The following is an 18,000-nucleotide window of genomic DNA, read 5'->3' as shown; positions in this document are numbered from 1 at the left end:
AGTGTTATTTTAATTTCCAGGTATTTTTCGAATTTGCTTTAGCTTCCACATCAGACATAAAAAACAATAAAGAATAATATTTTCCTTCGTTCCAATCCTTAACAAAGCTGTCATAGTTATTCCCTCCTGCATTTCCAGATTGGCCGCCGGCAAAAATTCCATAAGCTTTAGGTCTTTTACCAAGCTCAACAATCATCCGCCAGGATGGGCCCCATTTGTTTCCCATTGCATTAATCGTTTCAGGGTGACCTGCACTGCGTATATTCGTTTTACTAAAGGGCTCGATCTTTGCCAGATGCATTAAAGAAATTCTATTAAAATCACCCCAGTCTGACAATCCTGTTTTTCTTAATTTCTCAAAACTTTCAACTGCTTCCTCATATGATTTAACAATGATATCATGAGCATTTTCAATTTTCGAAGTTCCAAGCAGATCGAAATACGCATTGTCTGGTTCATTGGTGATGAGGTCAAATAATACGTTATCGCCTGGATTTGTTGCAGAAAATTTATAGCTTTTAAATTCATCCCAGGTATTTGATTTTATTCTTCCCATCCAGAATTCAAAAAGCGCAGCATTTGTATTTTTTGAATTATATTCTCCATTCCACAAACTCAAGCTATCCAATAATTCTCTTGAATGCTTTTGCAGCTGAGCTCCCTTCATCTGAGCTGCCAATACTTTTATTCCATCACGAGCAATCACGCTGATATTGTCTAGCTGTATATCCATCATTTTTGCAGCATCTAAGTTATTGTCATCTCTTAATTTCTCATCAATTCGCAGCGCCCTGTTTTCAAAAAAATAGCCGTTATAGTTAAACGGGTAATTTTTAGAAGTAGGATGCTGGTTTGCTGATATGATATAATTATCGGAAGGATTTACGACCTGAGGCAAGCTGTCCTGAGGAATATATCTGGAATAGAGATGAGAACTTTTTGTTCCATCCAGGATAAACCTTCCCTGATCAGCCCATTTCACATGCATTTTTCCTTGATGATTCGCTGCGATAGTATTGTCGTTACCTGCAAATGTGAAGTTCTGTATTGGAACAGAATAACTTGAAATGGCGGCTTTGTAATCCGAAAAATTCTTGGCCTTACTTAACTTTATAAAAGTTAAGAATTCGTTTGAAGGATTATTGAGTTCCCACTTTAAAGCCAGGTTCTTTATTTCTCCCTGACCCTGAGCATATTTATTATCATTCAGTATTGGCCCATGAATCGTGTAATAAACCGTATCCAGAAATGAAGACTGGTCTTTCCTTTTTATCACTTCCACCTTAGGTATTAAATTAACCCATTTATTATTGAACTCATATTTTTTATAATCAGCGGAGATTTTTAATTTATACCAATCCTTAACGTCATCTGCACCATTGGTAAGGCCCCAGGCAATATTTTCATTAAAGCCAATAATCACTGCAGGCGTACCAGGAATACTTACCCCATAAACATTCATACCCGGAGCCGTCAATTGCATTTCCAGCCAAATTGCGGGTAAAGAAAGATTAAGATGCGGATCACTACACAATATTGGCAATCCGCTTTTAGTTTTTTTGCCCGATACTACCCAGCTGTTGCTTCCCAGTCTGGGGTTATAACCGTCAGAAGTAATTACGGAAGATGTATTTAAAAAAGAAAAATCAAGATATTTAGGTTGTTTAATAAACCCTGAAGAGGAATTTAATTTAGTTACCGGGTCCTTTATCAAAGGTGAAATTTTCGAATTGAAGCTAGGGAAATACTTGTTAAAATCTTTTTCTCCCAGAGCAAGCATCAGGTTAGTCATAGGAATATCCTGTTCATATCCGGATAGAGTATTCCCTATATATTTCATGATTAATACCGTTTTCAGTTTGGTCCAGGCTTCCGGTTTATAATCCAGAAGCTTATACTCTAAAGGCATATTTTTATAATTCAACTGACTGATATAGGCATTAACCCCCTTTGTATAATTGGTCATGACTTCATTGGTTTTCTTGTCTTTCTCTATAAGTTTCAGGGATGCCTTAGCCCCTTCAAGAATCCCTACCCTCCTTTGTATGCGATCATAATCCAAATAACCCTCCTTAAAAATCTCAGATAAGCGTCCTGCTGAACTATAACTTATAAAATCCATTTGCCATAACCTTAAATAGGCAGTAACATATCCCTGAGCAAAAAATAAGTCCTGGTCATTTTTTGCATAGATATGAGGTACTTTACGTTTATCAAAATAGATATGGACCGTATCAATTAACCCCAGATTTGACTTGCTTAACAACTGAATTTCTAAAGGTTTTTCGTTTTCATTTTGAATCGCTCCTATAAAGGGATTTAATATTTTACCAACAGGAGGTATTTGAAACATCTGTTGTGAAATACAATAAACCAAAAGGAATAGTGCAAATCCAGGGTAAAGGAAATTAAGATTAAGCTTTTTCATGTGATCTGTTAGTATTTAATTTTTACTTGAAAATCTGCTCGGAAAATCACTGAAATAAGTTGCTTTTTTCTTGCAATTTCTCAGAATATCTGCAATTCCAGCGGCCTGTTCCCGAATAAAGAAATGATCACCGGGAAAAACATGATAATCGAAATTGAGTTTGGTGAAATTTGCCCAGTTTGATATTTTCATTACTTTTTCTTCTTCCTCTCCCATTATGGCAAAAAGAGGGGTATTTACTGGTAAAACATCGTTAAAGTCTCCCTCCTCCGAGATCTGGAAATCTGCTCTCAATATCGGCTCATAAAACTCCAGCAATTCAACATTAGAAAAAATCTCATTTGGGATGCCCCCGATTCTCTTTAATTCTTTTCTAAATTCATGTTTATCCAACAGGTACCTTTTTACAGGATCATTGACTCCGGGACCTGCATTGCCACTAACAATAAGATAAGATGCCCGCTTATTCACTTTTTCCAGCATACTCACAATTTTAAGCGCAAGATATGCCCCCATACTATGACCATATACAAAAAAGGAAGTCGAAGTGATTCTTTTCAGAATTTGTTGGAATAAATCCTGAGCCGCCATATTGAAGTCTAAAATAAGGTCTTCATCCATTCGCCTCCCTCTTCCCGGAAGTTCCAGTTGAATAATTTCAAAATCATGTAAATAAGGTTTAATGAAGTCATAAGAATAGGAACTCCCTCCTGCGAAATGCAGCAAGAACAATTGTGTTTTTTCCATGTGAAAATTATATGCAGAAAAGATGAGCTTTGGATATTTTCTATGTCAAAAGCTATCAGTTAAAAAATTGATGAGGTATTGGAAATCAGATTAGGTTTGAAATCCAGGTTTTCAAGAATAAGATTTCCTTCCTCCATTTTATACACTTTATGCGCACAACCATAATACTTATCATCATGCGTAATTGCGATAATTGTAAACCCATCCTGATTGAGAATAGGGATAATCTCGGTATAGAATTTTTTTCTAAAATAAGGGTCCTGATCTGCTGCCCATTCATCTAAGACAAGAATTGATTTTTCCTCAAGCAGTGCTGCGATTAAAGCTAAGCGCTTCCTTTGTCCGGTAGAAAGGTCTGTGGAGGAGAAATGTCCATCTTCCAGAGAAACTTTACCCTCAAGTTCAAACAATTTCAAATATTTATCCCATTTGTGTACGTCAACAGTTTCCACTCCTATGATTCCCTCAAAAAGATAAAAATCATTAAATACTACGCTGAATAAGGACCTGTAGCTTCGATAATTGGAATTATCTATAGCAAGTTCATTGATATAAATTTGTCCTGAAGTCGGAATACATAAGCCCAGTAGTGAATAAATGAAAGTCGTTTTACCACTTCCATTTCCGCCATATATAAAGATGGTCTCTCCTTTTAAAATTTTAAAATCAATTGGTCCTATACTAAAATCACCAAGTTCTGGTGAATAGATAAATTCAAGGTTTTTAGTTTCAATTGTTTGAAAAATTTTGGAGAAATTCTCGTTACTGGCTTTATCACTTAATGATTCAATGGATTCCAGTTCTTTTTTCAGATCAAATAGATTATTTGATGCCACTTTCGCCATCATGATAGAAGGGAATATGGACATCACAGAACTAATTGCACCAAGCAAGTACATCAACGTAAAAATAAAACCAATAATATTACTTGCTTTTATTTCTAAAGTAACACTAAACACCAGTAAGACCGCAGTAATTAGCAACTGAGATAAAATTTGTCCTATAATCTGATTGTTTATTAAACCCGTTATTGCGGTTACCTGATAAAATGAAGATTCTGCTGCATTTTTACACACCTTTTCTTCATAGATGTAATTTCCTTTATTTGGATCCATAAAAATCTCCTTGAATCCATTTAAAATCGCATTGAGATTTGCATGAAATCCATTCTCAACCTTACGGGCACTAACCAGATTTTTCATATTTTCCTTTGTGGACAACGTATAAACGAGGATCCCAATGCTGGAAACGATTAAGGTTAGAAAAAAAAGCATGACTGAGATGGAGGCGAGATAAATCAGACATCCAATGGCCATTACAATTTGAATAAAAAAATCTATTGAGCCGATTGATGCATTCGCCAGTGCCCCCACGTCACTTAATATGGAGGCCTGAATGAAATTTTTCCTGGTAGATAAGGCCTGATAATTTGCATTAAGGGTTAATTTTAATATTTCTTTTCTCAGGTGCCACACTACTTTCTGAGAAATTTTCACACTAAAAAAAGCAAGGGCTTTCCTTGACCAGGTATAGAAAAATATTACCGCAACAAAAGTGATCAGATACTCCTGGCTTATCGCAGTATATGAACCTACGGTAAGCATGGCAACTACTCTCGTGATAAAATTAATAAACAAAAAACTAGTCACGCCTGAAAGCAAACCCAAAAATATATACTTCCCTATTCCAGCACGACCAATGAGTGGAAAAACAATTTTCAAAAATCTTTTCATTTTTTTAGGTTAAAAAAAATCCTTCGTTAAACAGAGATCAAGCCCTATCAGATGAATTTAATGATGAGGTCAGACTGACTGCATTTTAGGTGCATTAACATACAGAATCTCTTTTTCGCCAAATAACCGTTCTGCAATGATGCCACGCTCGGTACATTTTTCCACCAGCAGGTTTGACTGAACAATTGGATTGGATTCATCAGTATATTTTACGGTGCTTATAAATTCAAGCCACGGCTCTTGTCCCATTGCATATACATAAACCTCTTTCGGATTGAATATATCCACCAGGTGAAAGCCTTTTTCAAAATTAGATCCTGAAAGTCGCCTTGACTGGTCTTTGTCCCTGGCTAATTCTTCTGACAACAACGGGCCATATAACCATGATAATGGTGCTCCGTCACATTCCATTCCAAGGAATATCACATCAACATCACCCATTTTCTTGTGAATATGTTTATACAACCTTGATTCAACTACCCTGGAATCAGCTACAAAAAGGAATGTGAACTGACTGAAACTTAAATGAAAACATGTTTTTGCCTGGATATTCAGATCACTATGTTCGCCGGTAAATGGAATACCAGTGATCACACAGTTTTCAAAACTCAATTCCTCCATTTCATCAATTTCGATTACATTTTTAAATCCGGCATGGTTAAATACCAGTTTTAAATTCGGATCCTGCAGTGATCCTGAGGTTGTTCTCGGAACTATAATTTTTTTGATTTTGTGCCTTAATGGCAACAGTGTTTCAAAAAGAATATGATCCTGATGATTGTGCGTAATCAGTACATAATCAATAACATCAGGCAGATCAATATCTGAGAAATGATTAACAGTTGATTCATATCCGTAGTAGCTAATTAAAGGGTCAACCAAAATGCATATATCTTTGGTTTCAATGAGTATACAAGCATGTCCAAAATAACGCATACGTACATTTGGTCCTTCATATTTCTCATAGGTAGGATGCTTTTCTTCTGTAAAGAAGGTCTTAAACAAATCCATATCCTGTTCTGCAATAGACAGCGTCTTTGCAATTTCATCAATTGAACAAGGGTTTCTTTTCATTTTGCTTAACGCATCGATCCCTTCGTGGTCGAGCGGTAAATTTAAATGTAAAACACCAGGTTCATCTAATCTGGCCGTACTTAGGCAAAACGGACGTTCGTCGTTTTCAGTAACCCACAAAGCAATGCTCTGAGAAGCCTTATTGTAATATTCGCTGGAATAAAGTAATGATTCAAATAGTCTGAACGATGGATTATTATTTAGATCATAAACCAACTCCACATAACCTTTTAATAATTCCGGAACCTGATCATATAAATTTTCGAGGGAATATCCTTTTGCATTTGCTTTCAGCATGTTATCAAGCTCGATGATAGCCTGATGCAACGCAATAGAATTCGACTGATTCTGCAGCGTTCTTTCCTTCAATGCTTTAATATCTTCAACACGCGATTTTTTGTAATCCATAAATGGCCCGCCAAGCATTTTTGGATTAAGGACGGCTGCTGCATGAATCTGAGGTGATTGTATATAAGAATTCATGATTTTTAAATGCCTTCCAACAATATTCATCGCTGCAGTAGCAGGTGAAACTAGATGCGACCAGGCATACCATCTTTCAATTAATGGCTCAATAATTACATTCGGTTTTAAATACCAGTTTTTCATACTCATAATTTAGATTTTAATATTACAAACTACTTTCTCCTCAATCATCAGAGAACTATATTTACCTCTCTAGACGCTTCAACATATGGAATGTCATCAATCAGCAGGTCCGGATTAAGTATGACCTGATTTAAAATGGACATATAAAGTGTTTTAATTCCTTTGACCTGGCTTTGTTTAAAATACTTCCTGTTAAAAACAAAATGTAAGCGCAAACTATTCGTCATTTCAGTTACAGGCATTACCAGCGCATTACTGATTTCATGATCAAGTGAAGACATCTTTTTGATATGCTTATCTACCTTTGAATAAACAATCTCATTCAAATAATCATAGTTATGATAGTTAAATACGACTGTCGATTCCAGGAAAGATGTGGTATTTTTAGCTGGTAGTTCCTTAAGCAGTTTATCCATAGGATAAGCATCATGACTTAAATCATCAAGATACCCATTTAACACATTTTGAAAAAACTCATTTATCGAAATATCACTACTAACTTTATTTCTTACCATTAACAAATTGGTAAAATTACCGTATAGCCCGGTCACATCCAGCTCATTATAAAATCTTGAATTTCTTCCAGACGATTGAGTTAAAATTGTAAGATCATCCTGACCAGACAATTTATTGATCATCAGAACCAAAGTACCTAAAAGCAATGAAGCATAAGTCAGGTTCTGTTTTTGAGTATAGTTTTTAATATCCTCAAAAAACTGGCCTTCAATTGTTTCAATTGAATGACTTAAATAGCTGTTTTTCTTTCTGTTTTCTGAATATGGGAATTTAACTTTTTCATCAAAGCCTTTTAACTTATTTATCCAGTATGATTTGTGATGCTCGCCCTCTATTGTTTTCACAAACTGATTTTGCCAATGTGCAAAATTCTTATACTGATATTTTAATTCTTTCAATAAATCGGCTCTTCCTTCCATCGCATCGTAAAGTATGGGTAGTTCTTTTCTTACGATTCCTGCAGAATATGCATCACAAAGAATATGGTGCAACGTAAGTATCAGGTAATATTCGCCATTTTTCATTCTGCATATTTCAATGTAAAATAGCGGACTGGAGAACAGATCGAATGTTTCAGAAAGTCTTTTATCGACGATATGATTTAAGTCTTTTAATGACTTTTTTCCATCGTAGGAAATGATATTAAAATTTAGCGCATCAAGAGGAATTATCTTTTGATAAATTTTACCATCTGACATTACAAATTCAGTCCGTAATACCTCATGCCGCTCTACTAATTTCAGAATAGCTAATTTTAATGTATCCAAATTAATCGAACTGAATTTATAGGTAGATACGACTGTGTGATTCTCCAGTTTAAGCCAGTTTGAAAAATACATTAACTGATTAAATGAAATATCAAACAACTCATTTGAATCGTCCAGATCACTGGAAATATGAGCTATGTTTTCCGGCGCTGTTTTGTGGATGTAAATGGCAATATCATGAATAATATTCTTAGCAAAAAAGACCTTTAATGGCAAGGATAATTTAAAGCTATCCCGTATTAATTTAACCGCTCTCATCGCCTTTAAAGAATTACCTCCAAGTGCCAGAAAATTATCATAAATACCAATACGTTCCTTAGGAATCCTCAGGATTTCACTCCAGATTTCTGTTAGTTTATGCTCTACAGGACTAACCGGAGCAACATACAGAATTCCATGGTCCATCCCTAAATCATCAGGTTTAGGTAATGCCTCTCTGTTTATCTTACCATTGGTAGTCAACGGAAGAGATTCCAACTGGACATAATATCCTGGTAGCATATATGACGGCAGTAAATTTTCCAGATAGGATCTGATATCCTCCGACAAGAGTGGTACTTTACCTACCACATAAGCCACAAGTTCATTATCTTCAGAAATATCTATTCGGGCAATGACAACCACCGAATCCACCTCAGGATAATCCAGAATTGTCCTTTCAATCTCCCCAAGCTCAATGCGATGTCCACGGATCTTGACCTGGTCGTCTTTGCGACCCAGAAATTCAATATTACCATCTGCAAGCCAGCGTCCCTGATCTCCGGTCAGGTACATCCTTTCATTGGTTCCCTGTAGTATTTCTGCTTCAGTCTGGTAAGGATTGGGAACAAATTTCTCAGCAGTGAGCTCCCGTCGGTTCAAATACCCTCTGGCAAGACCTGCTCCAGCGATGCAAATCTCACCTGGAATACCAAAAGGACTTAACCGTCCTTTGGAATCACAAATATAAATTCTGGTATTAAATATTGGTTTACCAATCAATACCGGTTCATCTGTTTGAAGTTCTTTGATAATACAACCTACGGTAGATTCGGTAGGCCCATACTCATTATATATGCGCATACCAGGGTTGATATTTTTCAATATCCTTACGTGTTCTGATGTCACCTGTTCTCCCCCAACAATCGCACAATTGATGGATGACGATGTTATACCAGAATGCTTCAATAACTGTATATGTGATGGCGTTAGTTTAATACTATCAACATGGCTTTCCCTCTGAAAACTATCCGTTAGAATTTCGGCCAGTTCCTCGTTTTGATTATAAATAAAAAGCCGTTTACCGCGTAACAAAGCACAAAAGATGCTCGTTACAGTCAAATCGAATGACAATGAAGTATAAAGCCCGAAATTACCTGAAGATGTTTCATTAAAATAATGTCCCAGCGACCAATAAACATAATTCAGCAATCCCCCGTGTTCAACCATTACACCTTTAGGTTGGCCGGTAGATCCTGAGGTATAAATCACATAAGCCAGATCTTCCGGAGTTTTCTCTGTAGCAAGATTATCTTTACCATATGAAGAACTTATCAAGTTAAATTCCTTCATGTATTGTTCATCAATAACCACCCGGCATTTACTATCCCGAATCATATAATCTATCCGTTCTTTAGGATATTCCGGATCAATAGGTACATAAGCGGCTCCTGATTTAAGTATTCCAAGAATAGCAATGATCATTTGCTCAGAACGGTCCAGCATAATTCCAATAAGTTCTTCCCGAACTATACCATGGGTAGAACGAAGATAATGTGCAAGACGGTTAGAGATTTCATTAAGCGCTGAATAATTAAGTGCTTTTTCTTCGAATACTACCGCTATTGCGTCTGGGGTCCGTAATACTTGTTCCTCAAAAAGATCGACCAATGTGGTATCTGTTGGATACGCTGCTTCTGTAGCATTGAATTCTTTCAACAATTGTTCATTTTCCCGATCTGAGAGATAAGAAATATCCTGTAAAGTAGCTTTAGGAAATTCGACCAGGTAATTTAATATCTTCAGATACAAAGCGCCTATTTCCTGTGCTGAATAACCAAAAACCGTCTTTTTACGTAACGTAAACGATAATAGAAGAGATCCACCTGTTTTATTAACGTCCAGATCAAAAAATGTATTCCCGCGAATAAAGCTACTTACTTTTGGTAGTTCCAGATTTTCGGTCTTTTTATCTGATAGCTGCTCATCAAGGGAGTCAAGGATATGAAAATCTACATAATTAAATAGCGTGTCGAAAAATGGATTAGGTGAGGTAAGTTGTTGATCATGTAAATTAGCAATCTGTAGAATGCTTAGCCTCTCATAATTTTTTAATTCATTTAATTTACTTGCAACTTTCTGTAAATAAGCACCGCTGGTCTGAGATTCTTCAATAGAAAGACATAGTGGTACCGTATTTAAGAAACATCCTAAGATTTTATCTCCATCTTCCAGAGCAGGCCTGTTATTGGTTACAAGACCAGTTGTGATTTCATTATCATTACTTAATGCTCTTAGTAAATAGGTAAAAGCAGATAAGCTAATTACTTTAACACTCGTATTTAGCTTTTTGGCGGCTTCTTCAAGTTGGTTAAAGCTATTTTTATCTAGAACATTAAACCAGTTGTCGAACTTTTCCTGTTCTGTAAACAGATTTAATCTGTTAAACCCTAACAATTCCTTCTTCCAGAAATCTCTGATTACAGGATCTCTATTGTCTATTTCATTTTTGATAACGGAATCTCTGTAACTCGATTCCAGTTTATCTGGCTTGTAATGAGCATCCTTTCCCAGTTCTACATAAATATTGTTCAATTCTGTTACAAAAGACATTTCGCTCCACCCATCCAATATAGCATGATGTGTTTGTAAAACAAATAAAACATTGTTATTACCCAGGTTAAACGCACTCATATTCCATAGTGGAGCATTGGTAACATCGAAATGTGTGTCTAAACTGGACTTTAAGAAAAATTGGATCTTTATTTCCTGTTCTTCCCGCGTGTTTGCACTAATATCTTTATAGTAAACATCTACTGGAATTTGTTTAAAAACAATTTGAACTGGCTTACTGAGTTCATCCAGATTAAAACATGTTCTTAAAATCGGATGCTTTTCTACCATCAATTGCAGTGCATTCTCAAACTGTATAATATTAAAATCGATGAATGATCTAAAAAATACTTTTTGGTCATGGTATACCCCAAGTCCTTCGTTTATTTGCGATTCAAAGACCATACCTATTTCAATATCACTCATTGGATAGATGTCCTCAACATTTTCGGTGTTACTTCCGAGATGTACAAATTCCTCCTTAAGGTGGCCCAGTTCCTCTATAATATAGGATTCGGCATCCCGATCATCATTATTTTTTTGCTTAATTAACGTTGCGTGATCGTGATTATAAGATACAATTTTTGATATGGTGTCATGATTATATACTATAGCGACCTCAACATATAAATCTAATTGACTTTTCACTTCAAATAACATCCTCAATACTTTAATCGAATCCCCACCCAGATCAAAGAAACTGTCATGGATACCGATACGTTCTTTGGGGATATTTAAAACTTCACTCCAGATCGCAGCCAGCTTTTCTTCCATCTCTGTACGCGGAGCAACATAGACTACCCCGCTTGCCATACCCATGCCCTCAGGATCGGGTAAAGCTTTACGGTCTGTCTTTCCATTGGCATTCAGCGGCAATGAATCCAGCTGCACATAATGGGAAGGAACCATATAGGAAGGAAGTCTACTGCCCAGGTAGGCACGCAGTTCCTGAATCACCAGCACTGAACCACTCACTACATAAGCGGTCAGTTCCCGGACTCCCGAAACACCTTTGCGTGCAATCACAACGACAGAGACCATATCAGGGTAACCCTGTAGCACCCCCTCAATCTCCCCAAGCTCAATCCGGTAACCACGGATCTTGACCTGGTCATCCTTACGCCCCAGAAATTCAATATTCCCATCACTCAGCCACCGCCCCTGATCTCCGGTCAGGTACATCCGTTCATTAATTCCCTGCAGCTTTTCTTCTGCAAGCTGGTAAGGATTCGGGACAAACTTCTCTGCACTCAACTCCGCACGGTTCAGGTAACCACGTGCCAGACCAGCCCCGCTGATACAAATCTCTCCGGCAACACCCACTGCAGTCAACCCGCCATCACGGTCGGTAATATAGATACGTGTATTGGAAACCGGCTTCCCAATCAAAATGCGGGAACCATCATTTTGCAGTTCTCTTACAATACAACCCACTGTAGATTCTGTGGGACCGTACTCATTATAAATCCGCATATCTGAATTAATGCCCTTCAAAACATCAACATGAGCAACACTAACCTCCTCTCCCCCTACAATTGCACAGCTGATATTCCCCGAAACCAGTCCTGAATGTTTCAGCACCTCAATATGAGAAGGGGTCAGCTTGATGCTGTCAATCCCCCGGGAGCTGCTGAAACTGTCACTCAGGATCGAACCCAGCTCCTGATCCTGGTCATAAACAAAAAGCCCTCTGCCACTCAGCAATCCACAAAAAATACTCGTTACAGTCAGGTCAAACGACAGGGAGGTGTAAAGTCCAAAATGACCCGATAGCCCATCATCAAAATAATATCCGGAACACCAGTTAAGATAATTCATTAAACTGCCATGCTCAATCATCACCCCTTTTGGCTGACCTGTAGATCCGGAGGTATAAATCACATAAGCCAGATCTGAAGCCCGGCATGGAAGAAGCTCACCGGATACCTCATCCAACCCTGACAACTGGACATCCACCGCAAAAAGAGCCCCCTGGTAATAATCCAGCTCAAACATGTAATCGGTCTGGGTCAGCAGTAATCCGATGCCTGCATCTTCCACCATATAACGGATGCGTTCTTTGGGATAAGCAGGATCAATCGGAACATAAGCCCCGCCTGATTTCAGGATTCCAAGAAGCCCTATGATCATCCAATCCGAACGCTCCACCAGCAAACCAACCAGCACATCAGCCCCGATACCATGGCTGGAAACCAGGTGGTGTGCCAGACGGTCGGATGCAGCATCAACTTCAGCATAACTCAATTCCCGGTCCCGGTAAACAACCGCTATAGCAGCGGGATCAAGTAAAACTTGCTCCCGGAACATAGAAACCACGGTCTGCCCAGCCGGATAGGAAACATCGGTCGCATTGAATCCATACAGTAACTGTTCACGCTCGGCAATACTCAGATAATCCAAACCTGAGAATGCTGCATCAGGAGAAATGATCATCTCTGACAACAACGCGTTCAAATGCCCACCCATACGTATAACCGTCTCACGATCATACAAATCACGGTTATATTCTATATTTAAATGTAATTCTTCTCCTTGTCCCGACTGGAAGATAAAACGCAGGTCAAACTTACTCATCACATCCATACCACCGCTATTGTAGCCACTAACCTGAACATCACCCAACCTGTTCCCTGATTCTCCGGAATCCGAAACGTGTTGCAACTCAACCAGCACATCAAATAACGGATTGCGGCTCTGGTCTGTAGCTAAACGAAGGTCACTCACCAGTTCATCAAAAGGGTACACCTGATGTTCATAAGCTCCAAGGGTAACTTCACGCGTTTGCTCCAGCAGCGAACGGTAACTCTCCCCTTCGCCTATGCGGCTGCGAAGTACCAGTGTATTTATATAAAAACCAATCTGGTCTTCCAGGTCTGAGTGGTTACGGCCGGCAATAGGACTACCCACAATCAGATCATCCTGACCACTATAGCGATAAAGCAATGCATTAACACCTGCAAGCACCCCCATAAAAAGTGTCGTCCCTTCTGATTGCATCAGGCTTTGTAAACCCAAAAGAACAGACTGATCAAAAGTCACCTGAACCTGTCCGCCGTTATACGTCTTCACCGCGGGACGGGGACGGTCTGTAGCCAGTTCCAGTACCGGAAGTGTTCCCGATAACTGCTGCTGCCAGTAACTCCGGTGTCTGCTCAGTGAAGCGCCATTAAGCTCATTCTGCTGCCATGCAGCATAATCTTTATACTGAATGCGCAACCCGGAAAGCTCAAGTGCTGACCCGCTGACATACGCATTATAATAGGCCAACAACTCTTTAATCAGGATCTCCATCGACCAGCCGTCGCTGATGATGTGGTGCATCACATAAGTGAAAACCCAGCGATCTGCGCCCAAACGGTAAACACCGGCACGAAGCAGTGGTCCAAGGGCAAGATTAAATGTTTCACGGAAATCTTTTGCTATCAGCTCATGAACACGGTCCTGCTGATCAGATGCTTCTGTAAGGTCGTGTTCCGAAATCTTAAACCCAGATTCAGAAGCACTTAAAACAACCTGACGGATATCACCGGATTCATTATTGCGAAAAACGGTACGTAAAATCTCATGGCGCTCAATCAGCGCAGTAAAAGCATGGGAAAGACCGCCCAGGTCTAAAGTACCTTCAAACAGATGAACTCCGGGTATATTATAAGCCATATTACCATCGCCAAACTGGCTCAGGATCCACAAACGACGCTGAGAGGAGGACAATACATAATCCGAAGACAGGTCTACCAACGGAATATCTGAAAAAGCTTCTTTTTTTCCAGCTGTAATCAGCGCTGCCTGTGCGCAAAGTGTTGTCTTACTAAAAAGCTCCTGAAGCCCCGTCTTTACCCCAAATATTTTATAAATCTGGCTGCTCAAACGGATCATCTTCAGACTGTGACCGCCAAGATTCAGGAAATCATCATCAATACCAATACGTTCCTGAGGCACCTCAAGCAGTTCACTCCAGATCGCAGCCAGTTTTTCTTCAGGCTCTGTACGCGGGGCAACATATGCCACTCCACTGGCCATACCTAAGCCCTCAGGGTCAGGCAATGCCTTGCGGTCGGTCTTCCCGCTGGCATTCAGCGGCAATGAGTCCAGCTGTACATAATGGGAAGGGACCATATAGGAAGGAAGTTTACTGCCCAGGTAGGCACGCAGTTCCTGAATTACCAGCACTGAACCACTCACCACATAGGCGATCAGCTCCTGCTCTGCTGAAGTCCCCTTACGGGCAACCACTACAGCAGAAACCATCCCCGGATACCCCTGCAAAGCGTTCTCAATCTCTCCGGGCTCAATACGGTAACCACGGATCTTGACCTGGTCATCCTTGCGGCCCAGAAATTCAATGTTTCCATCACTAAGCCACCTTCCCTGATCTCCGGTCAGGTACATCCGTTCATTCAGCCCCTGCAGCTTTTCTTCCGCACGCTGGTAAGGATTCGGTACAAACTTCTCTGCACTCAACTCAGGACGGTTCAGATAACCCCGCGCAACGCCAACCCCGGCGATACAAATCTCACCGGCAACACCCACAGGACTCAAATCTCCATGACGCTCAACAATGTAAATCTGTATATTTGAAATCGGCTTCCCGATAGGCACCAGCTGATCAGCGGCCAGGGGTTCATAATGGGTTACTTCAATAGAGGCCTCGGTAGGACCATATAAATTGTATATGGGAACAGACAACTTACGGTACCACTTCTGTACAGTATCCAGGCTAAGTGCCTCTCCACTGGTCACCAGGGCAGTCAGGCTGCTTAAACGAAGCGCCACATCTTCCTGTTCAAATGCCCAGGACATAAAACTATTCAGCATGCCTGCCACAAAATGAACATAGCTAACCCCATGCTCAGTGATCAGGCGGAGAATCCGTTCCGGCACCGCCACATCACCTCCACTACAAAGAATCATCTTTGCACCCCAGCACAAAGGCATAAAGATCTCTCCTACTGAAACATCAAACGTATAACTCGTCTTCTGAAGAACAACCAGTGAAGAACTAAACCCATAATAACGCCACATCCAGTCAATCCGGTTGATGACCCCTCCATGTTCTACCATCACCCCTTTGGGAAGCCCGGTAGAACCCGAGGTATAAATCACATAAGCCAGGTCAGAAGCCTTCCGCTCAACAATTACTTCATCCTCGCTAAAGGAAGCCCCCTCCAGCAGGAACTCAGACAACCATTCTGAATCGATCACCAAAACACAGCCACTGTCGCCAACAATATAATCAACCCGGTCCTGTGGATATTCAGGATCGATTGGAACATAAGCCCCACCCGATTTCAGAATACCCAGGATCACAAGGATCATCCACTCCGAACGCTCCAGTCTGATTCCGATCAGTGTATCCTTACCGATAACATGTGCCGATAGCAGGTAATGTGCCAAACGGTTTGAAGCAGCATCAACTTCTGCATAACTCAGCGCTTTTTCCTGATAAACAACTGCTATGGCAGAAGGACGAAGTAAAACCTGTTCCTTAAACAGGGAGACCAACGTCTGATCAGCAGGATAAGGTGCATCCGTAGCATTAAAATCAGACAATAACTGCTCACGCTCAGCAGCGGAAAGATAGCTCAGCGTTGAAATCGGTGCTTCCGGGGAATCCACCATTTCAGACAACAGCAAGCTCAGATGGCTGCCCATGCGCGTGATCGTATCCCGGTCATACAAGTCACTGTTATATTCTATTAATAAACTGAGCCCAGATGTTCCTGCGTAAAACACAAAACGCAGATCAAATTTACTTACGACATGTGTATAACTATTTATCTGGATTTTATTTACCTCAGACTCAGTTTCCTGGGAACTTTCGACATGTTGTAACTCCACCATCACATCAAATAACGGATTGCGGCTTCGGTCAACCGGCAAACGAAGATCATTCACCAGCTCATCAAAAGGATATACCTGATGCTCATAAGCCCCCAGGGTAATCTCCCGGGTCTGCTCCAGCAGTGACCGGTAACTCTCCCCCTCTCCAATGCGGCTGCGTAAAGCAAGCGTGTTCACATAAAAACCAATCTGGTCTTCCAGATCAGAGTGGTTACGGCCGGCGATAGGACTCCCCACAATCAGATCATCCTGACCACTGTAACGGTAAAGCAGGGCATTCACCGCTGCAAGTACTCCCATAAAATCTGTAGCCCCGGCTGATTGTACCAGTACACGTAAACCCGACACAGCCAGCTCATCCAAAGCAACATGCACTTGTCCGCCGTTATAAGTCTTGACCAGCGGACGAGGCCGGTCTGTGGCCAGGTTCAGTACAGGAACGGTACCTGATAATTGCTGCAGCCAATAACTCCGGTGCCGGCTTAACACTCCCTCATTAAGTTCCTTCTGCTGCCAGGCGGAATAATCTTTATATTGAATACGCAAGGCAGAAAGTACAAGTTCAGATCCATGAACATAGGCATTATAATAGGCCAGTAATTCCTTAATTAAAATCTCCATTGACCAGCCATCGCTGATGATATGGTGCATCACATAGGTGAAAACCCAGCGGTCAGCTTCTAAACGGTAAACACCGGCACGAAGCAATGGCCCCAGGGCAAGATCAAATGTCCCGCGAAAATCTTTTGCAATCAACTCCTGAACCTGCTCCTGCTGACCTGCTACTTCCTGCAGATCTGTTTCAGCAATACTAAAACCAAGTTCCTCCGTACTTAAAATGACCTGGCAGACATCACCCGATTCATTGTCCCGAAAAACGGTACGCAAAATCTCATGACGCTCAATCAGCGCAGAAAAAGCATGAGAAAGACCCGCCATATCCAGCGCACCTTCAAACACGTAAACACCAGGCATATTATAAGCGACATTGCCATCACTAAACTGACTCAATATCCACAAACGACGTTGAGATGACGACAATACATATTCCGAAGATTGATCAACCAATGGAATAGGAGAAAAAAGTCGGATTGATTTGTTTTTTTTCAAATAAATCACAATCTCTTTTTTCTTAGATTCAATTTCTTTCAAAATATCGCTGGAGATCTTAATTGATCCCTCACGAATCCGTAATTTATTCTGATTAAACAACTCTATGTTTATATCCAGCTGTATTAATTGATCAATGAAGTCTTCGATCATACTGATAATATTATACTTTATTGCTAAATGAATAGATAAAAAACTTAATGAACTATGGTCAACGATACAGGAACCTGTTCGTTTCTAATAAAACCAATAATAGAAATTGATTTTGTTCTGAAATTCAGTCGAATAAATAATAAAAACCTGATAACTACAGTATAGAAGTATTATTAAACACTTCAAACGATTAAAAGAAAAATTTACGGAA

At 39.9% G+C, this 18,000-nt stretch carries 5 protein-coding genes; all 5 read right to left on the bottom strand.

The genetic code is table 11. The annotated features are described in order from the left end of the window. Positions 1-4: 4 nt before the first annotated feature. Positions 5-2,353: a penicillin acylase family protein gene (locus AAFF35_RS12885; RefSeq protein ID WP_342332921.1), complete on the bottom strand. Its 2,349-nt coding sequence runs from the start codon at positions 2,351-2,353 to the stop codon at positions 5-7. A 90-nt stretch (positions 2,354-2,443) separates the two neighbouring features. After that, a complete protein-coding gene (locus tag AAFF35_RS12880) occupies positions 2,444-3,175 on the bottom strand; it encodes an alpha/beta fold hydrolase (protein ID WP_342332920.1) in 732 nt (243 codons plus the stop codon). A gap of 59 nt (positions 3,176-3,234) precedes the next feature. Next, a complete protein-coding gene (locus tag AAFF35_RS12875) occupies positions 3,235-4,908 on the bottom strand; it encodes a cyclic peptide export ABC transporter (protein WP_342332919.1) in 1,674 nt (557 codons plus the stop codon). Positions 4,909-4,977: 69 nt separating this feature from the next. After that, positions 4,978-6,591: an MBL fold metallo-hydrolase gene (locus AAFF35_RS12870; RefSeq protein WP_342332918.1), complete on the bottom strand. Its 1,614-nt coding sequence runs from the start codon at positions 6,589-6,591 to the stop codon at positions 4,978-4,980. 47 nt (positions 6,592-6,638) lie between these two features. Next, positions 6,639-17,789: an amino acid adenylation domain-containing protein gene (locus AAFF35_RS12865; protein WP_342332917.1), complete on the bottom strand. Its 11,151-nt coding sequence runs from the start codon at positions 17,787-17,789 to the stop codon at positions 6,639-6,641. Positions 17,790-18,000: the final 211 nt, after the last annotated feature.

This window comes from Pedobacter sp. FW305-3-2-15-E-R2A2 (assembly GCF_038446955.1).
Classification (GTDB): Bacteria; Bacteroidota; Bacteroidia; order Sphingobacteriales; family Sphingobacteriaceae; genus Pedobacter.
The sequence above is the reverse complement of the archived record's forward strand: the minus strand, read 5'-3'. Positions and strand labels throughout refer to the sequence as shown.